Raw genomic sequence first — 22253 nt, 5'->3', positions numbered from 1 at the left:
GAACTCCTTGAGAATGCCGTTTCCCATGGCGGCACTCTCTCCCTCTGAATGCTATTTTTCTGAAAGTGTTGGTTCTTTCCTCTTTGTCTTGTTTAGTTCCGAAGGAATGCGCGGGATGTAATATCTTGTTGTGTTGGTATTGCATCGCAATCACCGCGCATCTCCGACTTTTTCAGAAAGGGCATTCGCTCTTTGCTCATTCATTCCGTTAGGATGAATGTAGTCAGACTGAATAAACGCCGTAAGCGGTAGTTACGTTCAGGCTGGCAATCTCTTATTACTATTCCAGTGGTGATATTGAGATTCCATTCCCACTTCTCGCCATGACAGAAGGGCTTCTGTTTTGAAGTGGGGCAATGACGGGCGATCCTACTTCTGTTATTCGTAACAGTTGCGCCCTTCATTTTATTCAAGAAACCATTCTTTAACTTCATAATCCTCCCAAACGATGACGTTAAACAATGCTTTCTAACAAGGGCATCTCTCCAGGGGCTTAATTGCCCCTTTTTAACAATCTGCATGTAACACTTCCGTTATTAATGAACGCAGTAACAATACGAAGGAAATCTCATGTTCCTTATGAATTATGATCGTGTAATAACACACAAAGGTGCTTCTCTTATTCTCTCTGAAAAGATGATGAAACAAGCGGCGAATGTATTAGGTGTAAGTGTCGAAGAGATTCGAGAGGCTACAGAGAAATTCTGGCCTACCGCCACTATCACCAAATCAAAAGAAGGTTCTCACCCATCATCAGGGCTTGAGGAACGATTAAAACTAAAAGCAATAGCAAAAGGAAAATAACCAATGCAATTTGGAACATTTCAAACTCTGAACGGGAATAACAGCCACGCCCGATATAAAGTAGTGGCTTACGCATCTGATGCAATTATGCAGGATAAGCTGATCAAGACAGCTACAGGAATCCCTGATTCCCTTATCGTAGGTGATCTTGTAGACGCTACAGGTAAGAAAGCTACCGTTCCTGGCAATATTGCGTATGTTGTCGTAGAACCTGCACGCGCTGGCGATAAGGCGTTTATTGTAGCTTCTCCAGAACATACTATTTTAGCCCTGGTTGGCATTGAATTTGGAAGTCTGGATAAATCTCTGGCTCAAGCGCAATTAGCAACTCTTGGCTTTACTTTCACTGACTACGACACAGTAGCCCTACACACAACCTAATTAAGGATAATAATAAGAATGGCTTATTCAGATCTATTTTCTGGCAACATGTACGATTTTGCCAGCCCGTTTACATTCTCTACTCAGTTGAATGCAATTGTAAGTAATCTTGGGTTATTTAAAATTGAGAACCACGACGTCAATACAATCGCTCTTGAGAAAATCACAGATGTGAAAAATCTCGTTGCACCTGAAAAGATGCCTTACGCCCAAAGCGATTGGAACAGTGCAGAACGCCCAGAATTCAGCAATGTGCTGTATCAGCTTAAATATACCAACTCCCTTAACACCGTCACCTCTCGTGATCTTGAGCAGTATAAAATGCGTGGAACAGTAGACACTGCTGATCAAATTACCTTGGCTATTTCTGATTTCAGCGATGCACAATACGCCCAGGTGAGTAATACGGTAGAGGTTGACCTGGTAGAGGCGCTGTTAGGGCTTCGTGTGCAGTCACAATACGCCGGACAGGGTAATTTAGATTTCCTTGCAGGTGGGAGCAAAACCACATACACGATGGATATCAGTGCAGGTGCTAACGTGTTCCAGCAACTAAGCGAGATCGGGCGAATCCAGAATGTGAAACTTGGCTCAGGGTTGGCACAGGCTAAACAGGGCGTAGTGATCCTTGCCTCCGGTAAAGCTGCCGTAGCGCTACGCTATCACCCATCAGTGAGAGACTTCATGGTGTATACGCTCCCTCTGGAGCAGGGAGACAACTTCTACACCCGTACTAAAAGTGCAAACCCTGCTTTCGAAACCTGGACACTAAACGGTGTCACCGTGATCGATGTGACAGGCTATAGCCTCATCACTGACAACATCGGTGTGGACTCATTCGTGAGTCTTCCTGTAATGGCTCCTGAGAGTAATGCCTACGTCCTGCATAGCGGTGTTGGCGTTCGCCACGCCACACAAGGCAAAGGCGCAGAGCTATATCACCAGTATGTCGTAGTAGATCAGCGTTGGGGCTTCCCCGAGATCGCAACTGAATGCAGCTATCTCCCAATCGTGGCAATCCCGCAAGCGATCATCTTCGGTACTGTCGCAGAATAACGATCGATAGACGTTAGCTCTTCACGTCTGAAAAATAACAGAAGAGCTTGTAATCAAGGGCGTAGGGAACTGGAACACGCAAAGCAAATGCGCCAGCCCTTGCCCCTTTTTTATTTCCAGAATGAGGAAAGATAATATGCAGTTAATACTCAAGAGTGCAAAAGGCGTTCATATTGATATTCAAGGTGATAGTGCATCAGATTTACTTAAAGTAAGTCAACTATGTGCGCTATTAGATATTTCATATACAGGTGTTAGGCAACGTATTTTTCGAGGAGATACGATTGAGCAAGCTATTCACTATTTCTTAGACAAACAAGGCGGTGAATAATGCTTGATATCAACGTCGCTTCAATAAAAACAAGTGTTCGTTTTGTCGTTAGTAAAGAAGATATTGCAGAGGCTAAACGGGCTGCTTCTGACTTAAAGAAAGCCTTCGAGAAGATTCAAGATCCGAAGATGAACTTCAAGCGCATGAAAGAGAATATGCGACAGGCGAAGCGTGAAACAGAGAAAGCCAATAAAAACGCCGCCAAACCTCGTAGCAACGATGAACAAGAAAAGGCAAGGGCAGCTAAGGCGCAAGCCCGTGTAGAGGCTCAGGCAGCGAAAGAGGCCGCGAGAAACGCACAGCGGCGTGAACGTGCGGAGCTAAAACTCCTGGATACAGCCAGCAGCTTTAAATCAATGCAACACCTTACCAATGTTGAGCTTACACAGGCGGCATTACAGGCCAGCAGGATTACCCGTAGTTATGCTGATGGAACGATCAGCCTACAACGCCAAAACAGCGAGATCAAACGCCTCCAGCAGAGCTACAGACGTATTAACGCAGAGCGTAGGGCAGCGGCAAAAGCGGGAGGGGCTAACGCTCTTGCTGGCGGTGGTAAGGCTACAGGGGCTATCTCTGGCTCTCTGATGGGCTTAGGCACTGGTGCGCTGGCTGGCGCTGGTATTGGTGCGGCGGCTTATGGCGCTTATTCATGGGGCAAAGAGGCTGTTACCGCACAGGAAGAGCGCAGCGAGATTGTGCAGCGTGCCAGATTGGGCGGTGTGGATTATAACGTCCTCCAGGCACTTTCACAGTATGCCTCGGCTAACGGGATCGATAGTGGGATGGGGCTGCAAGGTCAGCGGAAGTTGCTCGACAACGGAAAGGACATTTCCGAAAAGCTGGCAGACAGCTACACCAACAGCACCTTTGATAAGAAGTCTGGAAAATGGAAAGGCGGGAACGCCGCAGTAAATACAGCCCTGAACATGGGATTCACTAAAGACGATCTGAAATCCTACCAATCCAATCCGTTTGGCTTCGTTTCTGCCTATACCAACACCATGCAGGGCAAAGGCTATTCACAAGAGCAAATCCTTCATAACCTGGAAGACCTTGCAGACGATTTAGGCTTGTATCACAAGGCATTTTCTAATCAAGGAAAAGCGATCACTGATCAGGTGGACGTGCTCAAGCGTAATGGTCAGTGGCTGGATGAAGCCCAGCAGGATCAGCTTGTTCAATACCGTAAGTTTAACCAGGAGCTTAGCATTCTCTCCGATAGCCAGAAGCTGGCATTCTTCGAAGGGTTTATGTCAGAGATTGACCCTGAAACCATGCGAGAGTTTAAGGAAGCTATGCAGGAGGCGTTACCCTTCTTTAAAGGTTTAGGAAAAGCGGCGGGTGATGTAGTAGACGGCTTAATGAAGCTAACCAACTGGATCACAGGCAAGCTAAACCTCCTTAACGGTGACAACACTTCTAAAGAGGCTGTTAGTCAGCATTACGGCACTACGTCAGCACCTGCACAGCCAGGAAGTAATCCTGTGGCTAACGCTTACGGAGGCAGCCAGCCTAAATCAGACGGCACACATGAGCCGAACATGTTCGATACATTCCATGATTGGTGGAACGGGATAAGCGACGCTAAAGACGTGAGCAGCTACGCGCAGAGCACAAACGGAGATTACTCTCCTGTTTCGATGTTGAAACAGAGTGCAGCAGCGCCAGCTAAGCCAGCCAGTGCGCCGATCATGCAGCCTGTAGTGTTGCAGAATCAGCTACCGGAAGGGCTTATCCATCTAACTATTTCTCCTGATCCAACGTTTGGAAACATGCTTAATGCTACCGTTGATCAGCGTATCAATGACAATAATCAGCGTATTGTGCTGGCTGTTTCATCTGGACAAGGGGCGGGGGGCTAATGCCCCTCTTCGTAAGGAATAAAATGGCAACACCAGGAAGTTTAACAATCGGGGGCGATTCCTCCCGAATCAATTCAACTCAGAACAGTAATAACAGCAGCGCTACCCGTACCAAAGGTGAAAACGGATTCACCATTCTTGCATCGGTATATAACCCAGCCTCTGATAACTATATTCGTAACTATCAGGCGATAGTTTTTGATGCTGTGACAGATACGGGAGTACGTAGACAGGCTGATATTACGAGCTATCCCGTTGAGAGCGGGGCAGAGGTGAGCGACCACGTTCAGATTAAGAATAATACATTCAAAATGTCTGGAGTAATCACGGAAACTCCGATCAGACTTGAGGGAGATTTATTATACAGTGCTGGTGTTAATGGTACGCGAATATCACAAGCTATCACCTATCTCGATCAAATATTTGACAGTCGTCAGCCCATCACATTAGTGACAGAACATAAAGTGTACGAGAATGTTATTCTCTCCGGCATCTCCTACGATTATAAATCTGAATTTGCTATGCAATTCGATCTTGAATTCGAGCAAATTCGCCTTGTCAGCAAAGCTACGGTTAATGTGATTGCAACTAAAACGCAGGGAAATAAATCTGTAGGCGGTACGGTGAAACAGAAGGTGGTGAACAATGCACCTAAGAAAACCGAAGGTGATACGGTGACTACGGAGTTTAATAAAAAATAAGGGGGCTTGCGCCCCCTTTTATTAGATTAATGTTTTCACATCAAAATCTATGTTTGTATCGGTATCGGCTTCGTAGTTAACTTCTTCGAATCCGAACCCAAACAACTTCAGGAACTCTTCTTTATAAGCAATGTAATCTGTTAACTGCTCCAGATTTTCATCGGTAATGGTCGGCCAGATTTCGCGGCACGCCTGCTGCACATCTTCACGCAGTTCCAGATCGTCCATGCGGATTCGCTGCTCGTCATCAAGTTTGGCATTACCCCCATACAGGCTGGTAGTCATCAGACGATTAATTTGCTCGATGCAGCCTTCGTGTATCCCACGATCTTTCATGAGCTTGAACACGATAGAAATATAAAGCGGCATGACTGGAATAGCTGAAGACGCTTGGGTGACAACAGACTTTAACACCGCGACGTTTGCAGCACCGTTGAGAGGAGCCAGCTTGTTGCGTAACTCTTTTGCCACCCGATCCAGGTCTTCCTTCGCCTTACCGAGCGCACCGTGCCAGTAAATAGGCCAGGTCAAATCCGTGCCGATGTAGGAGTAAGCAACGGTCTTCACGCCATCAGCCAGAACGCCAGCGTTATTAAGCGCATCAATCCACAGTTCCCAGTCCTCGCCACCCATCACGGTAACAGTGTTACGCACTTCTTCTTCGGTTGCCGGTTCGATACTGGCAGTAATGATCTGATCTTTGTTGGTATCAATGGCTTTAGAGGTATAAACCTCACCGATTGGCTTCAGCGCAGAGCGAACAATTTCGCCTGTTTTTGGCATCTTTCTTACCGGAGATGCAAGCGAATAAACCACTAAATCAATCTGACCCAGATCTTCTTTGATGAGGCTGATAACTTCGTCGCGGCACTCATCGGAGAACGCGTCGCCGTTGATGCTTTTCGAGTAAAGACCTTCACGTTTCGCTGCTTCATCAAAAGCCGCAGAGTTATACCAGCCCGCTGAGCCTGGCTTGGCATCCGTCCCCGGTTTTTCAAAGAAAACACCGACAGTGGAAGCACCGCCGCCAAATGCTACAGAAATTCTGGAAGCAAGCCCATAACCAGTGGAAGCACCGATCACCAGCACGCGCGCAGGGCCATCAGTGAGTTTTCCGTTTTTGCGGATGTACTCGATTTGTTTGTTTACGTTGACTTGGCAACCAACCGGATGTGTGGTGGTACAAATGAATCCACGAATCTTAGGTTTAATTATCATGTTGATTTTAATCCATTTTCAAAATTTCTTTAGCATACAATAATGATAACTTTTTTATGAAAAGTTGTAATGAATAATACACTTTCATTAACTAACTCTGGGAAGGATAATGGTCTTGTTGAAACGTTACTATAATTAGATTTCAGGGTAGTCCACCAATTCGACATACCCTGCTAACTCTTCCATGCTCGCCCCCTTTGAATAGGTACGGAATGCTTCGGTTTTCGCTTTCTGTTCAGTGTGTCCGGTGATGGCCCCGATCCTTGTTTCGCTAACCCCTGCACGGTCTAAGCAGGTGATGAACATCCCGCGCAAGCTGTGGAAGCATTGACGATCTGTAGCGGTAGGCAATACTCGGCGGCGTAACCTGGTGAACGCTTGGGAGTAGAACGGGCCTTTCTTACCGTCAGCACGGTTAATCTTGTTAGCCTGTGGGAACAGGTACTCGCCGTAACTATGGCTCAGGTATTCATCGACAATCGCAGATAGCCTGGAATGAATAGGGACGTACCGTACCCCCGCCTTGGTCTTTGACTTCGAGATGTAGAAACAGCGTACACCTTCCATCGTTTGAATCTCTGATTTCTTAAGGCTTGCCAGTTCATCAAGGCGGCATCCTGAAAAAAGCCCCATGATTATGATATTCCTGATCTCCGGCTCTGCTGCATCCAGTAGCTTTTGCATATGATGAGCTTCAAATGGTTCATAGCTTACAATGCTGGCTCGTGCTTCGAGGTTGTGACCGTGAAACGGGTTATCTGGTGCTATGTCGTCGTAACCTCTCCGTGCATACTCGTACAGACTTCCCAGGCACGTCAGCCAGTTCTGCACGGTTTGGGGGGCTTTCTTGTCCTGCTGATTGATAAACATCGCCACTTGTGACCGTCTGATCTCCGTGACCTGAATGTCTGCACGGTCAAGCGAAGTGAGAAATACCTCTACGGCGCGAGCAGATTTAGCCAGCGTCGAGAATGAGCGCTTATCACTGTATCTGTCAGCGTATTGATCACGTATGGCGGTTAATGTTGGCACGGTCTGGAGTGGGGCGCGTAGCGTGGTTTGCTTATGTAATCCGGCTATGGCGTTTTGAATGCGCCGTTCCTCCGTGTTTGGGGAATACTGTTCCTTGAGTGTCTTCCACTCGATGAGCATGTGATTACGGAAGTGTTTAGCGGCGGCAAGATCTTTAGTTCCCGTTGATTTCCGGTATAGACGTTTCCCGCCGAAGATGTGGCGCATGTACGCCGGAATGAAGATCTGAAACATCCAGACCCCTTCCGCAGTTGGATATAGATAAGATTGACCCTTGATAGACATGAGAATGATCCTCTACAATCTCCGCTATCAACTACCAATGTTGAGATCTTTCGCGGTTCTTGGGGGGTTCTGTTCGATTCCCTTCGCCCGCTCCATGACACTTCTTAAAGTCTACTAACTTACTGAATCCTAAGGGATACGGCTTAACGCCTTCCGATAGTTTTACTCACTGTAACCAACACTGTGACTAACTTTGTTGAAGTAGTGAGCAGACCTAAGGTCTCAGTACATGCTCAAGTCAAGAACCTACCTTTATCAGCGTAATGGTGTCTTTTACATCCGTCTTAGGATGAAGACCACTAGTCGCCTGACCGCTTCGCTTCCTTCTCACAACCGTTATAAACTAGCGTCAGTATCTTTACGGACCAAGGATAGACGTACCGCTATGGCTCACTCACGGCACATCAAGTCAGCACTTAAAGCAATCCATGCAGACAACCCTAACGCCTCTTATGAGGAGCTACGGGAGCACCTGAAGACCATTGTCGAGTGGGAACTTAGTGTCAGCCGTGATGACCTGAACGACCCGGAGTCCTACCAGCTTTACGTTGACCAGTACGATGACATTAAGTCCAACCTTCGGGAAGCTGTAGCGACCGAGCGTCTGACTGTAGACCAGCATCGCTATATTAATGACGTTATCGGTGTGCTTAAGGCCTGTCAGGATAGACTCAATGGCGATAGCTCTGGCCTATTGTCTTACCTTGAGCCTGAGACTGGCAGTCTAAGACCGTCCGTCTCCCTATCTGTATTGGCGGAACCTGAAGTCCCTGAACCTAAAGCACTGACCCTCGCGTCTCTCATTGAGCAGTACGAGCAGGAGAACGCCCAGAACTGGAAGCCAGCGACCCTAAGCGAAAACCGAGCGTCACACTCTACGCTAATCGAGATATTCGACTATCTGGATATTCAGGATGTCGGCAAGGCGACCCGTGCAGATATGCTCAGAGTTCGTGAAGTCCTCCAGCAGCTACCGAAGAACCGCAAGCAACGCTTTAAGTCTATGCTGTTACCAACGGTGCAAAACTGATCCACCCCAGCGGTTGAAAATTGATCCAGGGGTTAATCTGCTCCTCTGAATACAGGGGAGCTTATGATCACTTTTGAGATTCGTATGGAAATTAAAGTCCTGCACAAGCGGGGAATGAGTATCCGGGCCATTGCCAGGGAGCTGGGTATTTCGCGCAATACTGTCCGCAGCCACCTGAAAGCCAAATCTGAAAAGCCGCAGTATTCACCACGCCCGGCACCATCATCACTGCTCGATGAATACCGTGATTACATCTCTAAGCGGATCAGCGATGCGCATCCCTACAAAATCCCGGCGACCGTTATTGCCAGGGAAATCATGGAGCTGGGCTATCGTGGAGGGCTTACTATCCTGAGAGAGTTCATCCGTAAACAGACCCTGCCAGCACAGGCAGAACCGGTCGTTCGCTTCGAAACCGAGCCCGGACGGCAGATGCAGGTTGACTGGGGGACCATGCGAAACGGCAAGTCACCCCTGCATGTGTTCGTCGCTGTTCTGGGATACAGCAGAATGCTTTACATCGAGTTCACCGACAACATGCGCTACGACACGCTGGAAGCCTGTCACCGCAATGCGTTCAGCTTCTTCGGCGGTGTACCGCAGGAAGTCCTGTACGACAATATGAAAACGGTGGTGCTGCAGCGTGATGCTTACCAGACCGGGCAGCACCGGTTCCATCCTTCCCTGTGGCAGTTCGGCAAAGAGATGGGCTTCTCTCCCCGCCTGTGCCGTCCCTTCAGGGCGCAGACTAAAGGCAAGGTGGAGAGGATGGTGCAGTACGCCCGCAACAGCTTCTATATCCCGTTAATGACACGCCTGCGTCCGATGGGGATCACCGTCGATGTTGAAACCGCAAACCGTTACGGCCTGCGCTGGCTGTACGATGTGGCCAATCAACGTAAGCATGAAACTATCCAGACCCGCCCCTGCGATCGCTGGGTGGAGGAACAGCAATCCATGCTGGCACTGCCACCGGAGAAAAAACAGTATGATGTGCAGGTTGATGAAAGCCTGATGACCTTCGACAGGCAGCCGTTGCATCATCCGCTCTCCATCTATGACACGTTCTGCAGAGGAGCCGCATGATGGTCGAACTGCAACATCAACGGCTGATGGTGCTTGCCGAACAGCTCCAGCTGGACAGTCTTATCGGCGCAGCGCCGGCGCTGTCGCAACAGGCGGTGGATCAGGAATGGAGCTACATGGACTTCCTGGAGCACCTGTTACATGAGGAGAAACTGGCCCGGCATCAGCGTAAACAGGCGATGTACACGCGGATGGCAGCCTTCCCGGCGGTAAAGACGTTCGAGGAGTACGACTTCACCTTCGCCACCGGCGCTCCTCAGAAGCAAATCCAGTCGCTGCGATCCCTGAGCTTCATAGAGCGTAACGAAAACATCGTGTTGCTGGGGCCATCGGGCGTGGGAAAAACGCATCTGGCGATAGCCATGGGCTACGAAGCAGTACGGGCGGGCATCAAGGTTCGCTTCACAACAGCAGCGGACCTGCTGCTACAGCTGTCCACTTCACAGCGTCAGGGCCGTTACAAAACGACTCTCAATCGTGGTGTCATGGCCCCGAAGCTGCTTATCATCGATGAAATAGGTTATCTGCCGTTCAGTCAGGAGGAAGCCAAGCTGTTCTTCCAGGTCATCGCCAAACGTTACGAGAAGAGCGCGATGATCCTGACCTCCAACCTGCCGTTCGGGCAGTGGGATCAGACGTTCGCCGGTGATGCAGCGCTGACATCGGCGATGCTGGACCGGATCTTACATCACTCACATGTCGTGCAAATAAAAGGGGAAAGCTATCGACTGAAGCAGAAACGAAAGGCCGGGGTTATCGCTGAAGCTAATCCTGAGTAAACAAGGTGGATCAATATTAAACCGTTGGTGGTGGCGGTAAGTGGATCACTTTTTACCCGTTGTTGACACTATGCCGCTGTCTGACTTGCTGAACCGGGAGTCTAAGACTGACTGTCTGGACGTCGTTACCATTAACAATAAATATCTTATCAAGATGGCTGCTGTGTTTAAGTGGGCGGTACGCAACGACTTGATAGCTAAGAACCTGACCGAAGGTCTTGAGCTGAAAGTCCCTCAGCGTAAAGCCTCCGACGCTCGTGATGCGTTCAGTCCTGAGCAGGTAGGGCAACTACTGGTCGCAGCTAAAGCGTACTCGCAGAAGACCTCAGGTAAGCCATACCATTATTACGTCACCGCTCTGGCTGCGATTACAGGTGCGAGACTTAACGAGGTGGCCCAACTTCAGGTTAAAGATGTCAGGACCACTGAGGCTGGGACCGTTTTTATCCATATCAACGAAGACGATAGCAGCCTGCCGGGTAAGAGTATCAAGAACGCCCACAGTGACCGCTGTGTCCCGTTGGTAGATGGTGCTTATGGTTTTGTATTGGCTGACTTTATGTCACTCGTGGAAGACCGTAGAAAGACTGAGGGTGATAATGCTATGGTGTTCAATGGCCTCAAGCTAATGAAGAACGGCTACGGTGAGCAGGTTAGCAAGTGGTTTAACCGAACGTTGCTGCCCAAAGTCCTCGCTGACCGTAGCGGCTTAGCTTTTCACTCGTTTAGACATACAGTTGCGACCCAGTTAAAACAACATGGGGTCGAGTTAGCGTATGCTCAGGCGATTATGGGTCATAGCTCAGGGTCTATAACTTACGACCGTTACGCGAAATGAATCGCCACGCGTTTAACAGACACCTCAGAGTCATTTAAGATGACTTAAAGAGAGGTGCCCATGAGCGGTAAGCGTTATCCTGAAGAGTTTAAAACTGAAGCAGTCAAACAGGTTGTTGATCGCGGTTATTCTGTTGCCAGCGTTGCAACACGTCTCGATATCACCACCCACAGCCTTTATGCCTGGATAAAGAAGTACGGTCCGGATTCTTCCACTAATAAAGAACAGTCAGATGCTCAGGCCGAGATCCGCCGTCTCCAGAAAGAGCTGAAACGGGTTACCGACGAACGGGACATATTAAAAAAAGCCGCGGCGTACTTCGCAAAGCTGTCCGACTGAGGTACGCCTTTATCCGTGACAACTCCTGTTGCTGGCCTGTTCGCCTGCTCTGTCGGGTGCTGGATGTTCATCCCAGTGGTTTTTACGCCTGGCTTCAGCAGCCGCATTCACAACGCCATCAGGCAGACCTGAGACTGACAGGACAGATTAAACAGTTCTGGCTGGAATCGGGATGCGTCTATGGTTATCGCAAAATCCATCTGGATCTGCGTGACAGCGGGCAACAGTGCGGAGTAAACAGAGTCTGGAGACTGATGAAACGTGTCGGAATAAAGGCTCAGGTCGGATACCGAAGCCCGCGGGCACGTAAAGGCGAGGCCAGTATCGTGTCACCCAACAGGCTCCAGCGACAGTTCAATCCGGATGCTCCTGATGAGCGTTGGGTAACGGACATAACCTACATCAGGACCCACGAAGGCTGGCTGTATCTTGCCGTTGTTGTTGATCTGTTCTCACGCAAAATTATCGGCTGGTCCATGCAATCCCGGATGACAAAGGACATTGTCCTGAACGCACTGCTGATGGCTGTATGGCGGCGTAATCCCGAAAAACAGGTGCTGGTTCATTCGGATCAGGGCAGTCAGTACACAAGCCATGAGTGGCAGTCGTTCCTGAAATCACACGGCCTGGAGGGTAGCATGAGCCGTCGCGGTAACTGCCATGATAATGCGGTTGCAGAAAGTTTTTTCCAGTTGTTGAAACGTGAACGGATAAAGAAAAAGATCTACGGAACGCGGGAAGAAGCCCGCAGTGATATTTTTGATTACATCGAAATGTTTTATAACAGTAAGCGTCGGCATGGTTCTAGCGAACAGATGTCACCGACAGAATATGAAAACCAGTATTATCAACGGCTCGGAAGTGTCTAGATTATCCGTGGCGATTCACTCATCTAATATAAAGAGCGAGCCAAAAGCCCCCATAGCCTGACCTGAGCCAGACCAAAAGGGCCGGGTAGTCAGACCGTGAGTTCTATTCCTTTAGAGGGAATATTACGTGCTTCAAGTCTTGACCTTCTATCTCTAAATGTGTGACTATCACTACAACCAACTGGATTCACCTGTCTTTAAGAAACAATAGGTTAGCTGGTTGTCTTCGATTTGTCGTAGGCTCCCTTCGCCCGCTCCAGACCTTTCTTAAAGACTAAATCCTAAGCGACTCTGTTTAAAGCTTTCTGGCTGATTTACTTACTGTAAGCAATTTTGAACATCGCACTGCCATCCAGCATTCCCGCTGAATAGCAGCCCGACTTTTTGACGTTAACCCTTTATTTTCAGTTCCTTGATACGGAAATCATTTCCCATACTGGCTGACACATGGCTGACTACCGCGAGTTCAGCCTGACTGCCCGTGGCTTTGAATTTTCCACTCAGGGTTACCCATTCATTTGCCTGCTTCAGTTCCAGGGGGGCGGAAATGTCTTTGCCATCTGCACGCAGCGAAACCTTTGGCGCTTCATATTTTCCTATGATGCGCGCAATTTTCACCGTCCAGGTATATTCATGCCCGGCAGTCAGACCTGTCAGTGTCTTTTTGAGGATCTCGCCGGCATGGTTTTTATTAGGTCTGGTAATAAACTCGACGGCGCGGGTGCTGGTGTCAACCAGGTAAAGATCGTGCCCGGCAGGTCCGGCCTGCCAGTTATTCCAGTTATCGCGCTCAAAGTTGGTTAAATCTTCAAACGGAGCTGCCGCCGCGGCGGAAATATCCGCCTCGCGATACACTTCAACGCTGAATTCACCGGCGTTGTCTTTGTACTGGTCTTTGCCATCGGCAAAAAACAGCGTCAACGTCCCTTCAGCTGGAACCGACCAGCGGTATTTATGATTACCAACCGGATAATTTTCGTTACCAAGGCGTGCCTGAAGCGAAGGATTGCGTAATGTTAGCGTTTCACCCTCTCGGGGAATACGCCCCTGTGGTGCGGTAAGCGCAAAATTTTCACTTCCATTCCTGGCCCAACCACTGGCCAGAATGGTAATTATCTCTCCCGCTTTGAGGGCAATTCCTGTATTTGTCCCTTCGGCATTTTTTGCGTCAACTTTTCCTGACCAGATTAAATTTTCGCTCATGTCTGACTCCTGTGACAGCGTGGCGAAGAATTTCGCCATTGAAAGATAGTCCTTACTAAATGCGTGATTTAAGTCACTCAGTTCTGCTAACCGCCTGATAATTTGAATAAATAACATTCTGAGAAGCACGAACTTCTCATCATCATTACCCGGTTATTATCGGCAGGAATGAGAATAGTCAGGTGGTATATACAATTCAAAACGCTAAAAGCTTTATTAAGGGTTGCGATTTTGTAATCAATTAAAAATAATAAAATAATTATCGCTGAATTAGGAATAATCTTAAGTAATAAGAGGGTGAGTGCAGGGTTTTTAAATCGTTTATTCTCCCCATTGTTTACGTTGATATTCATGTAAGCACTTCAGGAAATCGGGCATACTTATCACGTGTCATGCGGGTAAAGTTCAAAAATAAACAAATTATCTTTTTACGTATGCCATACCCTCTGATATACCTTCATTCCCTCATACCAGTCTGAGTGATGGCCGCTGTGGTCTATACTGGCCATTATCGAATACCCAAAGGTGGTGTCATGCATATATTGCCTCCTGTTCGCCCTGAACACTCCATTGAACGCCTGACGGCGGTACTTGAACCCATTGCGGAAAAAGTGAAGCTCGCGCCGCGTAAGCGGATTACCTGGAAACATAAAGGCCGCCAGCAAATGTATCTTTTTCAGGAAGGAGAGCTTTCTTTGCTGCGGGCATCTGACGGGTTGCTGTTAGTTAGCGTTTTTGAGCCTCATCTGTTCGGCATTGCCGAGATGATCCAGCCGACGCAAGGACATATACTACGCGCAGAACGGGAGTCTCTGATTTTGCGTGCTGATGCAGATGAAGCCGCCGCGCGATTTCGTGAACAGGGCGTCTGGGAGGATGTGGCAGCCTTGCTGTCGTACCATACGGCCTATCTCATTTATCGTGATGCCCAGGTTGTGCAGCAGCGCACCTATTCCGTGATTCGCAGCTATCTGCAGGAGATGATATTACTGCCCGATGAGGTGCGGATGCGAATAACTATTCTGGAATATATTCAGGATCGTACGCTTCTTTCCCGCAGCAGTATTCTCAATGTATTATCTGCACTTAAGCAAGGTAAATATATCGCGTTCAAACGTGGCGGATATTTACTGGAGGTAGGGCATTTGCCAGAGTCATTTTAAAATTTAAAAATAAACAGAAAATGATTTCGCGATCGTCGTGTTTGTCGATATCGTTTGCTCACTGAAATATTCAACAGAGTAAACGGGATTTCTATGAAAAAGACACTTGTTGCATTAATTCTGGCTAACGCTTTTACCGCAACGTCTGCATTTGCAGCGGCAGATACAGGCACCTGGTATAGCGGTGCTAAATTCGGCTGGTCACACTATTTTGACGCCAACACCGGCTCGAAAGCGAGCGATAATAATAATGGCTCGAACCAGTATAATATCGATCATGATAATGTCGGTGGTGGGGTATACGCGGGTTATCAGATGACTCCGTGGCTGGCACTGGAAGGCGGGTACGATTATTTAGGCAATATGCAGATTAAAGGCAAACATAGCGCGGGGGCACAAATGAAAAGCCAGGGGCTACAGATGTCCTTAAAAGCCAGCTATGCCGTGACCGACAGCTGGGATATCTATGGTCGTGCCGGGGCGATGGCCTATCGTGCTGAATCTGATGTAAGTGGTCACAATCGTTTTGAAACAGGCGTTCGCCCGCTTGCCGCAGTCGGGACGGAGTATGCGTTTAACAAAAATTTAGCGGGCCGTCTGGAATATCAATGGGTAAGCAACGTGGGTAATGCCAACCAGATTGGCGTCAGCAGCGACGTAAGCTCTGTGACTGCAGGTCTGACATGGCGATTTGGACAGCACGATTAATCTTTGCCATCCTTTCCGTTACAAAAGCCCGACTGTTCAGCAGTTGGGCTTTTGGCATTTAACCGGTGACTAAAGGTTGAAGGACAATGTTAATCTTTTGCAGTCCCGTGACGTTTTTATCTTTCAGGTACTGCTGATTAACCATTTCCAGCTGCTCAAGTTTAGTCAGCGAGGCGAAGACCGGCTGAACAGGGCTATCTTCGGTAAAAATATCTTTCGCGGTAGTCTGTTGTAAATAATCTGATTTCAACTGCGCTGTTAAACGGTCGATCTGAACTTTATTTTCCTGATACAGCGCAGCGATATGCGATGCCGGAATTTCTGGCGGTTTTTCTCCGGGTAAAACTAATGGGATCTGCAGATGATGGATTTGTTCAACCTTATCAGGCGCAGAAGCGCTGCAGGCGGTTAATAAACTGAGGCTGAGCAGAGTCAGTAATAATGACCGTTTCTTCATGGGGGACTCGTGTTAAATAAGCAGAGCGGACATTATCGTAAACAACCGATACATCTTCAGATTAAACTTGTTTAATTTTAAATATCCCGGCGGGAATAATCAGCCAGGCTGACGCAGCCACCCCGTCTGCGTCAGTCATGCACGCAGGGGAAACAATCCGGCAAGAAAACGCTATACGTTATAGCCATCAGGATCCCGTAAGGCTATGCTTCATTCAGCACGATAATAATTACAGAGGCAATGTCATGGATAAAGAACTACTGGATGCGGGTTACCGGGCCTATACCGGGGAGAAAATTGACGTCTACTTCAATACCGGGATCTGCAAACACTCCGGTAACTGCGTTCGCGGCAGCGCAAAGCTGTTTAATCTGAAACGTAAACCGTGGATCATTCCTGATGAAGTGGACGTGGAAACCGTTGTACGCGTGATTGATACCTGCCCGAGCGGTGCGCTGCAGTATCGCCAAAAATAAGCGAGGAACCATGGATATTCTGGAAGGCCATAACAAGTTTTATGTAAACGATGCGAACGGCAATCAGGTTGCAGAGATTGTCTTCGTGCCCACAGGTGAGCATCTGAGTATTATTGAGCACACTGATGTCGATCCGAGCCTGAAGGGGCAAGGGGTTGGTAAGCAGCTGGTGGCGAAGGTGGTGGAGAAAATGCGCGGTGAGAATCGCAAAATTATCCCGCTGTGCCCGTTTGCAAAGCATGAGTTTGATAACACGCGGGAATATGACGATATTCGGGCGTAAAACACACCGGCGATGGCCGGTGTTTTTTTATCTCACCTGCTCCAGCAGCAATCCCAGCGCGATCGCCACCATAATCCCCCCTGAGGCCATGCTCACCGCACGTGCCGCCTGCGGACGGGTCGCCAGCACCGCTTTCGAACCATACCCCACCAGCAAATAGACCAGTGTGCAGGTGATAAGATGCATCACACCCAAGGCTGACATCTGCGTGGCAATCGACCAGCTTCCCTTTGGATCGGTAAACTGCGGAAGCAACGCCAGAAACAGTAAGAAGACTTTTGGGTTGAGCCCGCTGATACATAATCCCTTCACCGCCCACTGTTTCCAGTTTCCTGCATGCTGCACGGTGCTTTCCGGCGCAGCAGGATGGCGTAACAGCGTGATGCCGAGCCACAGCAGATAAACCGCCCCCGCAATTGTCAGCCCTGATAATGCCAGTGGATGTTGAGCAATCAACACACCCACGCCCGCCACTACGACCAGCGTGGCGAGCAGATGCCCGGACATCAGCCCCATCACCGCCGGCACTACGCGCCGCCCGTTGATCCCGGCGCTGATCGCATAGGCCCAGTCTGCACCCGGTGTCATGATGAGCAGGAAGGACACCACCCAAAAACCGGCCACAATACTCATTTCCATCGTCTGTGAAACTCCTGTACCTGAATTACCCGGAGAGAAAGAATATCGGTATCGGTACGAAATGAGTTTTCAATGTTATGCTCATAAAACGCTAAAATTGAGAAAATCTTCCATATGGATAGCATTGATCGAAAAATTCTTGCTGAGCTGCAGGCTGATGGCCGTTTATCTCTTACGGAGCTGGCGGAGCGGGTGAACCTGAGTCTCTCTCCGTGTCACCGACGCGTACGTGCGCTGGAGCAGAGCGGAGCCATTACGGGGTATCGCGCCAATCTCGATCCCGCCAAAATGGGGTTTAATTTCCTGGCGATTGTGTTTGCCACCCTGAAAGAGGGTGATAAGAAAGCGGTCAGCGCGTTCGAAGAGGCGGTGGAAGAGATCCCGCAAATCGTGCTGGCCCAGCGATTATTTGGCGATCCCGACTACCTGATGCATGTTGTCACCCGCGATCTGTCGGCTTTTCAGAAACTGTATGATGAGAAACTTTCTGCCATGCCAGGCGTACAGCATCTTCGCTCTACGCTGGTGATGAAAACGGTCGTGCAGGACAGACCGTTTCCACTGTAAAAATCAGACGCGCCCGGCAGAAGGCCGGGCACGCGAGGGTTAGCCGACAAACATCACCGACACGCACAGCACGCCAACAATCAGCGTGAGCAGGCTGCCAATGGAGCGATACGGCTTCAGGGCGGGGATCAGGTACGTCGACAGCGTCGGCATGATAAACAGGATCATGGCGATAAGCGGACCGCTGATGGCGTAAATCATCGAAATGGCGTTCGGGTTAATGCAGCAGACCGCAAAGGTGATCAGCGACACGCCCAGAATAGAAATCGCACGGTTAAAGGCGCGGCTCTTCTTAACGCCGACCTGATTCAGCGACGACTTCACGATTTCCGTCGCCCCTTCAATCACCCCAAAATAGGTGCCCAGGAACGATTTCGACATGGCAATAATCGCCACAATAATGCCGGAAATGCCGAGCCAGGCCGGAGAAGAGGGCATCATCGACAGCGCTGACAGGATCGTCACCCCTTGCTCTTTTGCGGTCACAATATAGGACGGCGGAATCGAGAGCAGGCAGCTGAACACAAAGAACAGCACGCTCAGGCAGATGATCAGATACGCCACCTTCATGATTTTCTTGCATTTGTCCATGGCTGCGTCACCGAACTTCTCGCGGCGATCGACGGCAAAGGTGGAGATAATCGGCGTATGGCTAAACGCGAACACCATCACCGGGATTGAGATCCACACCTGATGCAAAGTGTGGCGATCAAACGCCATCTGGCTGGTGAGCAGTGAGGGTTGCCAGCTGCCGGTCAGGTACAGGGAGACAAACAGGAAATAGGCGATCAGCGGAAATACCAGGAAGCCCATCACTTTGATCGTGATATGACGCCCCATCAGGAAGATAAGATTCAATACCAGTACCACGCCAAAACTGACCAGCACGCGAGTGGCGGTATCCACTGTCATCCTTTTTGCCAGCTGCTCCGTTAATGAATTGGTGATGGCCACGGCGTAAATCTGCACCACCACGAAGAAGGCGATGAAATAGAGCGTGGTGATCAGATTCCCGATTTTCCTGCCGTAGTAGTGGGAGACCGCGCCAGTGATCCCTTCATTGCCTTTCGTTTTTGACGACAGGATAAATTGCGCCAGCGCTTTATGCGGCCAGTAGGTTAATGGGTAGGCCACAAGGGCGGTAATGAACAGGACAATAGCGCCTGCGGAGCCCAGCTGGATGGGCAAGAACAGCGTTCCTGCGCCCACGGCCGTGCCATAGAGAGCGAAACTCCACAGAGTCTCATCTTTTGACCAAATTTTCGACATTAGAGCAACGTATCAACTAGCAAACCATTCAGAATGGAGTGCAATTTACCATAGTTATGCGTTGAGAGCGCAGTTGCTTCGACGGAGTTTGGCCGGACCAGTCGTCCGGCCAGAGGGGAGTTAGCCCGCCAGGGCGCGTCGCTGCTGACGACGCTTCAGGAATTTCTCACGTAACGTGTCATACGCCCAGTTGTAGAACATGGTGTAGGGCAGGAAGAACAGGAAGAAACCTATTTCCAGCGTGAATGCCTGCAGCAGCGTGACGCCAAGAACCGCAGCGACAATCGACACGCCAATCACGATAAACCCACATTCGAACCCCAGGGCATGCAGCGCGCGGACTTTTGCCGTGCGTTTTACGCGCTGGACAGGCCAGAAACGGTCGAAACCGAAGTTATAGATAATGTTCCAGAGCATGGCCGTGGTGGCGAGGATAATGGTCAACCCACCCATCTCCACCACGGAACGCTGCATCAGCCACGCTGCCGTTGGGGCGAGGATCGCCGTGGCAATCCCCTCAAAGCAGACCGCGTGGAAGATCCGCTCCGGCAGTTTACGTTGGAGTGCATCCTGATGTTGCATAGCTTTCGACCTCGTTAATTCGCCGGTATGGGCGTTGATGGTGCCTATTTTTATCGCTAAAGGTGATATATTAAAGATGGTATCCATCGATAAAGTAGATAGGTTATGCGCTACTCACCTGAAGCCCTTACCGCGTTTGTTGAAACCGTGGCGGCGGGCTCTTTTTCTGCTGCCGCACGGCGGCTGCGTAAAAGCCAGTCAACAATCAGTACCTCGATTGCCAATCTTGAAGCTGACCTCGGCTTTGATCTGTTCGACCGTTCGGCGCGCCAGCCGGTGTTAACCGCTCAGGGAGAGCAGGTGCTGGGCTATGTCCAGGCGATCCTCGCCGCCAGCACGCGGCTGGACGAACTGGCGGTATCGTTGACCGCGCAAACGGAGGCGCGCCTGACGTTTGTCCTCTCTGATACGCTTAACCCGGACGTGCTGGAAGATCTGATGAACCAGTTTGACCAGCGTTTTCCCCATACGGAATTTGAGTGCCTGATTGGCGAGGAAGAGGACGTCATCGATCTGCTGCAAAAGGAGAGGGCGCAGGTTGGCCTGACGGAGGCGCGTGACGCTTACCCGACCGATATCGGCGTCACCCGGTTGCCGATGCAAACCCGGATGGCGATTTATGTCGCGACCACGCATTCTCTGGCCGGGCAACATGAAGTGCAGGCCGATGAGCTGCACGGCTGGCGGGAACTGCGGCTCAGCACCTATCTTGAGCGCGAGGCAACGCTCGCCCGGGGGCCGGTCTGGTCGGCACCGAATTACCTGTTACTGCTGAGTATGGCGGTGCAGGGATTTGGCTGGTGCGTGTTGCCGTGTGCGCTGGTGGAAGAATTTGCCGCCGCGAAATCGCTGGTGCAGTTGAATGTCCCTGGCTGGCCTCGCGCGATCGGTATCGATCTGCTGTGGAATAAACGATCCCCTCCCGGCGTCGCCGGAAGCTGGCTGCGGCAGTATCTGCAGGACGCACGCTGATCCTTGTGATTAAACTCACTATTTTTAAACAATTAAGATAAATGCCAGTAACAATCCTCTACTATCGTCATGTCCTTTAACGCAGAGGTGGTGATGAAAGATGTCGTTATAGTGGGTGCGTTGCGTACAGCTATCGGCTGTTTTCAGGGAGCGCTGGCGCGTCACTCGGCTGTTGAACTGGGTAGCGTGGTGGTGAAAGCGCTGGTGGAGCGCAGCGGGATCCCGGCACATGAAGTCGATGAGGTGATCCTCGGACAGGTCCTGACGGCCGGCGCCGGGCAAAACCCTGCCCGTCAGGCGGCGCTAAAAGGCGGCCTGCCCAACACCGTCTCGGCAATCACCATCAACGACGTCTGTGGCTCAGGGTTAAAGGCGCTGCATCTTGCCACGCAGGCCATCCAGTGTGGCGAAGCGGATGTGGTCATTGCCGGTGGGCAGGAGAACATGAGCCGCGCGCCGCATGTCCTCACCGACAGCCGCACCGGCGCGCAGCTGGGTAACAGCCAGCTGCTTGACAGCCTGGTGCATGACGGGCTGTGGGACGCGTTTAATGATTATCATATGGGCGTGACGGCGGAAAACCTGGCGCGTGAGTACGGTATAAGCCGTGAGCTGCAGGATGCTTACGCGTTGAGCTCGCAGCAGAAAGCGCGTGCCGCGATTGATTCCGGGCGTTTTCGCGATGAAATTGTCCCGGTGTGCACCCAGCGCCAGAACGGTCAGACGATTGTCGTCGACACCGATGAGCAGCCGCGAACCGATGCCAGCGCAGAAGGGCTGGCCATGCTCAATCCTGCTTTTGAAACGCAAGGGTCGGTCACGGCGGGAAATGCCTCTTCGATTAACGACGGTGCGGCGGCGGTGATGATGATGAGCGAAAGCAAAGCGCAGGAACTGGATCTCCCCGTGCTGGCCCGGATTAAGGCGTTTGCCAGCGTGGGGGTTGATCCGGCGTTAATGGGGATCGCGCCGGTGTATGCGACCCGCCGCTGCCTGGATCGTGCGGGCTGGCAGCTTTCCGATGTGGATCTGATTGAAGTCAACGAGGCCTTTGCCGCGCAGGCGATCTCAGTGGGCAAAATGCTGGAGTGGGATCCGCTGCGGGTCAATGTCAACGGCGGTGCGATTGCGCTCGGTCATCCCATCGGTGCTTCCGGCTGCCGCATTCTGGTATCGCTGGTTCACGAGATGAAAAAGCGTAACGCCCGTAAAGGCATTGCCACGCTCTGTATCGGCGGTGGGCAAGGAGTAGCGCTGGCTATCGAACGTTAATCCCTTCCTTCATAAAAAAACCTCCCATCGGGAGGTTTTTTTATGCGC

23 protein-coding genes and 2 pseudogenes are annotated in these 22253 nt (G+C 50.2%); 18 read left to right on the top strand and 7 right to left on the bottom strand.

The window, feature by feature from the left end; all coding sequences use genetic code 11:
- Positions 1-570 precede the first annotated feature (570 nt).
- From ACQG19_RS20055 to ACQG19_RS20030, 6 genes are all read left to right on the top strand, one after another.
- On the top strand, positions 571-804 hold the full coding sequence (locus tag ACQG19_RS20055) for a hypothetical protein (protein WP_023309086.1): 234 nt from the start codon (positions 571-573) through the stop codon (positions 802-804).
- 3 nt (positions 805-807) lie between these two features.
- Positions 808-1185, top strand: coding sequence for a hypothetical protein (locus ACQG19_RS20050; protein ID WP_155024041.1), 378 nt, complete (start codon positions 808-810; stop codon positions 1183-1185).
- 18 nt (positions 1186-1203) lie between these two features.
- Entirely contained in the window at positions 1204-2241 is a 1038-nt protein-coding gene (locus ACQG19_RS20045; protein ID WP_155024040.1) for a major capsid protein, read from the top strand.
- Positions 2242-2377: 136 nt separating this feature from the next.
- Complete coding sequence (locus ACQG19_RS20040; RefSeq protein WP_038416657.1) at positions 2378-2572, top strand: hypothetical protein; 195 nt, start codon at positions 2378-2380, stop codon at positions 2570-2572.
- Complete coding sequence (locus ACQG19_RS20035) at positions 2572-4437, top strand: hypothetical protein (protein WP_038416655.1); 1866 nt, start codon at positions 2572-2574, stop codon at positions 4435-4437. Before ACQG19_RS20040 ends, ACQG19_RS20035 begins: the two co-directional genes overlap by 1 nt.
- Before the next feature lie 23 nt (positions 4438-4460).
- A complete protein-coding gene (locus tag ACQG19_RS20030; RefSeq protein WP_038417074.1) occupies positions 4461-5138 on the top strand; it encodes a phage baseplate protein in 678 nt (225 codons plus the stop codon).
- Positions 5139-5159: 21 nt separating this feature from the next.
- Here ACQG19_RS20030 and fabV read toward each other — a convergent pair whose 3' ends face one another.
- Both fabV and ACQG19_RS20020 read right to left on the bottom strand, forming a co-directional pair.
- Positions 5160-6356, bottom strand: coding sequence for an enoyl-ACP reductase FabV (fabV, locus tag ACQG19_RS20025; protein ID WP_023309081.1), 1197 nt, complete (start codon positions 6354-6356; stop codon positions 5160-5162).
- A gap of 135 nt (positions 6357-6491) precedes the next feature.
- A complete protein-coding gene (locus ACQG19_RS20020) occupies positions 6492-7673 on the bottom strand; it encodes a tyrosine-type recombinase/integrase (RefSeq protein ID WP_023309080.1) in 1182 nt (393 codons plus the stop codon).
- 229 nt (positions 7674-7902) lie between these two features.
- Here ACQG19_RS20020 and ACQG19_RS20015 point away from each other — a divergent pair.
- From ACQG19_RS20015 to ACQG19_RS19995, 5 genes and pseudogenes are all read left to right on the top strand, one after another.
- Positions 7903-8700: pseudogene (locus tag ACQG19_RS20015) on the top strand (integrase); the annotation flags it as partial.
- A gap of 66 nt (positions 8701-8766) precedes the next feature.
- Complete coding sequence (istA, locus tag ACQG19_RS20010; RefSeq protein ID WP_000627495.1) at positions 8767-9789, top strand: IS21-like element ISSen3 family transposase; 1023 nt, start codon at positions 8767-8769, stop codon at positions 9787-9789.
- A complete protein-coding gene (gene istB, locus ACQG19_RS20005; RefSeq protein WP_001531258.1) occupies positions 9786-10568 on the top strand; it encodes an IS21-like element ISSen3 family helper ATPase IstB in 783 nt (260 codons plus the stop codon). Before istA ends, istB begins: the two co-directional genes overlap by 4 nt.
- 67 nt (positions 10569-10635) lie before the next feature.
- Positions 10636-11406, top strand: a pseudogene (locus ACQG19_RS20000) (site-specific integrase); the annotation flags it as partial.
- A gap of 60 nt (positions 11407-11466) precedes the next feature.
- Positions 11467-12614 (top strand): IS3 family transposase gene (locus tag ACQG19_RS19995; protein WP_085949497.1). Its coding sequence is split into 2 segments (ribosomal slippage): positions 11467-11704 and positions 11704-12614, totalling 1149 coding nucleotides; the frame shifts between segments, so codons are not numbered across the junction.
- A 390-nt stretch (positions 12615-13004) separates the two neighbouring features.
- Here the strand turns inward: ACQG19_RS19995 and ACQG19_RS19990 are convergent.
- Entirely contained in the window at positions 13005-13946 is a 942-nt protein-coding gene (locus ACQG19_RS19990) for a LecA/PA-IL family lectin (RefSeq protein WP_246932427.1), read from the bottom strand.
- A 404-nt stretch (positions 13947-14350) separates the two neighbouring features.
- On the opposite strand from ACQG19_RS19990, the gene ACQG19_RS19985 reads away from it, so the two are divergent.
- On the top strand, positions 14351-14980 hold the full coding sequence (locus ACQG19_RS19985; protein WP_058650435.1) for a helix-turn-helix domain-containing protein: 630 nt from the start codon (positions 14351-14353) through the stop codon (positions 14978-14980).
- 93 nt (positions 14981-15073) lie between these two features.
- Complete coding sequence (locus tag ACQG19_RS19980) at positions 15074-15688, top strand: outer membrane beta-barrel protein (protein WP_013098588.1); 615 nt, start codon at positions 15074-15076, stop codon at positions 15686-15688.
- A gap of 58 nt (positions 15689-15746) precedes the next feature.
- Here ACQG19_RS19980 and ACQG19_RS19975 read toward each other — a convergent pair whose 3' ends face one another.
- Positions 15747-16145: a hypothetical protein gene (locus ACQG19_RS19975; protein WP_013098587.1), complete on the bottom strand. Its 399-nt coding sequence runs from the start codon at positions 16143-16145 to the stop codon at positions 15747-15749.
- Between the two features lie 245 nt (positions 16146-16390).
- On the opposite strand from ACQG19_RS19975, the gene yjdI reads away from it, so the two are divergent.
- The gene (gene yjdI / locus ACQG19_RS19970) at positions 16391-16621 is read left to right on the top strand and encodes a 4Fe-4S mono-cluster protein YjdI (RefSeq protein WP_013098586.1); all 231 of its coding nucleotides are present in this window, start codon (positions 16391-16393) and stop codon (positions 16619-16621) included.
- 10 nt (positions 16622-16631) lie between these two features.
- Positions 16632-16904 carry a GNAT family N-acetyltransferase gene (locus ACQG19_RS19965; protein ID WP_013098585.1) on the top strand — a complete coding sequence of 91 codons (273 nt, stop codon included), beginning with the start codon at positions 16632-16634 and terminating at the stop codon, positions 16902-16904.
- Between the two features lie 27 nt (positions 16905-16931).
- Here ACQG19_RS19965 and ACQG19_RS19960 read toward each other — a convergent pair whose 3' ends face one another.
- Positions 16932-17543: a LysE family translocator gene (locus ACQG19_RS19960; protein WP_020687110.1), complete on the bottom strand. Its 612-nt coding sequence runs from the start codon at positions 17541-17543 to the stop codon at positions 16932-16934.
- A 114-nt stretch (positions 17544-17657) separates the two neighbouring features.
- Between ACQG19_RS19960 and ACQG19_RS19955 the strand changes: the two genes are divergently transcribed.
- Complete coding sequence (locus ACQG19_RS19955; RefSeq protein WP_013098583.1) at positions 17658-18110, top strand: Lrp/AsnC family transcriptional regulator; 453 nt, start codon at positions 17658-17660, stop codon at positions 18108-18110.
- Between the two features lie 39 nt (positions 18111-18149).
- Here ACQG19_RS19955 and ACQG19_RS19950 read toward each other — a convergent pair whose 3' ends face one another.
- Positions 18150-19379, bottom strand: a complete 1230-nt coding sequence (locus ACQG19_RS19950; protein WP_023620440.1) for an amino acid permease — start codon at positions 19377-19379, stop codon at positions 18150-18152.
- A gap of 120 nt (positions 19380-19499) precedes the next feature.
- Positions 19500-19961 carry a multidrug/biocide efflux PACE transporter gene (locus ACQG19_RS19945; protein ID WP_020687112.1) on the bottom strand — a complete coding sequence of 154 codons (462 nt, stop codon included), beginning with the start codon at positions 19959-19961 and terminating at the stop codon, positions 19500-19502.
- A gap of 105 nt (positions 19962-20066) precedes the next feature.
- Between ACQG19_RS19945 and ACQG19_RS19940 the strand changes: the two genes are divergently transcribed.
- Together ACQG19_RS19940 and ACQG19_RS19935 are read left to right on the top strand one after the other, a co-directional pair.
- Positions 20067-20933 (top strand): LysR family transcriptional regulator, encoded by an 867-nt coding sequence (locus tag ACQG19_RS19940; protein WP_246932425.1) that lies wholly within the window; start codon positions 20067-20069, stop codon positions 20931-20933.
- Between the two features lie 93 nt (positions 20934-21026).
- Positions 21027-22205, top strand: coding sequence for an acetyl-CoA C-acetyltransferase (locus tag ACQG19_RS19935; protein ID WP_023620438.1), 1179 nt, complete (start codon positions 21027-21029; stop codon positions 22203-22205).
- The last annotated feature ends 48 nt before the right edge of the window (positions 22206-22253 follow it).

Source organism: Enterobacter cloacae complex sp. 277I4 (assembly GCF_050031465.1).
GTDB lineage: Bacteria > Pseudomonadota > Gammaproteobacteria > Enterobacterales > Enterobacteriaceae > Enterobacter > Enterobacter cloacae.
The sequence above is the reverse complement of the archived record's forward strand: the minus strand, read 5'-3'. Positions and strand labels throughout refer to the sequence as shown.

Coding starts and splice junctions, on each gene's coding strand:
- ACQG19_RS20055 (WP_023309086.1), top strand. CDS start 571: ATGTTCCTTATGAATTATGATCGTGTAATAACACACAAAGGTGCTTCT.
- ACQG19_RS20050 (WP_155024041.1), top strand. CDS start 808: ATGCAATTTGGAACATTTCAAACTCTGAACGGGAATAACAGCCACGCC.
- ACQG19_RS20045 (WP_155024040.1), top strand. CDS start 1,204: ATGGCTTATTCAGATCTATTTTCTGGCAACATGTACGATTTTGCCAGC.
- ACQG19_RS20040 (WP_038416657.1), top strand. CDS start 2,378: ATGCAGTTAATACTCAAGAGTGCAAAAGGCGTTCATATTGATATTCAA.
- ACQG19_RS20035 (WP_038416655.1), top strand. CDS start 2,572: ATGCTTGATATCAACGTCGCTTCAATAAAAACAAGTGTTCGTTTTGTC.
- ACQG19_RS20030 (WP_038417074.1), top strand. CDS start 4,461: ATGGCAACACCAGGAAGTTTAACAATCGGGGGCGATTCCTCCCGAATC.
- fabV (WP_023309081.1), bottom strand. CDS start 6,356: ATGATAATTAAACCTAAGATTCGTGGATTCATTTGTACCACCACACAT.
- ACQG19_RS20020 (WP_023309080.1), bottom strand. CDS start 7,673: ATGTCTATCAAGGGTCAATCTTATCTATATCCAACTGCGGAAGGGGTC.
- istA (WP_000627495.1), top strand. CDS start 8,767: ATGATCACTTTTGAGATTCGTATGGAAATTAAAGTCCTGCACAAGCGG.
- istB (WP_001531258.1), top strand. CDS start 9,786: ATGATGGTCGAACTGCAACATCAACGGCTGATGGTGCTTGCCGAACAG.
- ACQG19_RS19985 (WP_058650435.1), top strand. CDS start 14,351: ATGCATATATTGCCTCCTGTTCGCCCTGAACACTCCATTGAACGCCTG.
- ACQG19_RS19980 (WP_013098588.1), top strand. CDS start 15,074: ATGAAAAAGACACTTGTTGCATTAATTCTGGCTAACGCTTTTACCGCA.
- ACQG19_RS19975 (WP_013098587.1), bottom strand. CDS start 16,145: ATGAAGAAACGGTCATTATTACTGACTCTGCTCAGCCTCAGTTTATTA.
- yjdI (WP_013098586.1), top strand. CDS start 16,391: ATGGATAAAGAACTACTGGATGCGGGTTACCGGGCCTATACCGGGGAG.
- ACQG19_RS19965 (WP_013098585.1), top strand. CDS start 16,632: ATGGATATTCTGGAAGGCCATAACAAGTTTTATGTAAACGATGCGAAC.
- ACQG19_RS19960 (WP_020687110.1), bottom strand. CDS start 17,543: ATGGAAATGAGTATTGTGGCCGGTTTTTGGGTGGTGTCCTTCCTGCTC.
- ACQG19_RS19955 (WP_013098583.1), top strand. CDS start 17,658: ATGGATAGCATTGATCGAAAAATTCTTGCTGAGCTGCAGGCTGATGGC.
- ACQG19_RS19950 (WP_023620440.1), bottom strand. CDS start 19,379: ATGTCGAAAATTTGGTCAAAAGATGAGACTCTGTGGAGTTTCGCTCTC.
- ACQG19_RS19945 (WP_020687112.1), bottom strand. CDS start 19,961: ATGCAACATCAGGATGCACTCCAACGTAAACTGCCGGAGCGGATCTTC.
- ACQG19_RS19940 (WP_246932425.1), top strand. CDS start 20,067: ATGCGCTACTCACCTGAAGCCCTTACCGCGTTTGTTGAAACCGTGGCG.
- ACQG19_RS19935 (WP_023620438.1), top strand. CDS start 21,027: ATGAAAGATGTCGTTATAGTGGGTGCGTTGCGTACAGCTATCGGCTGT.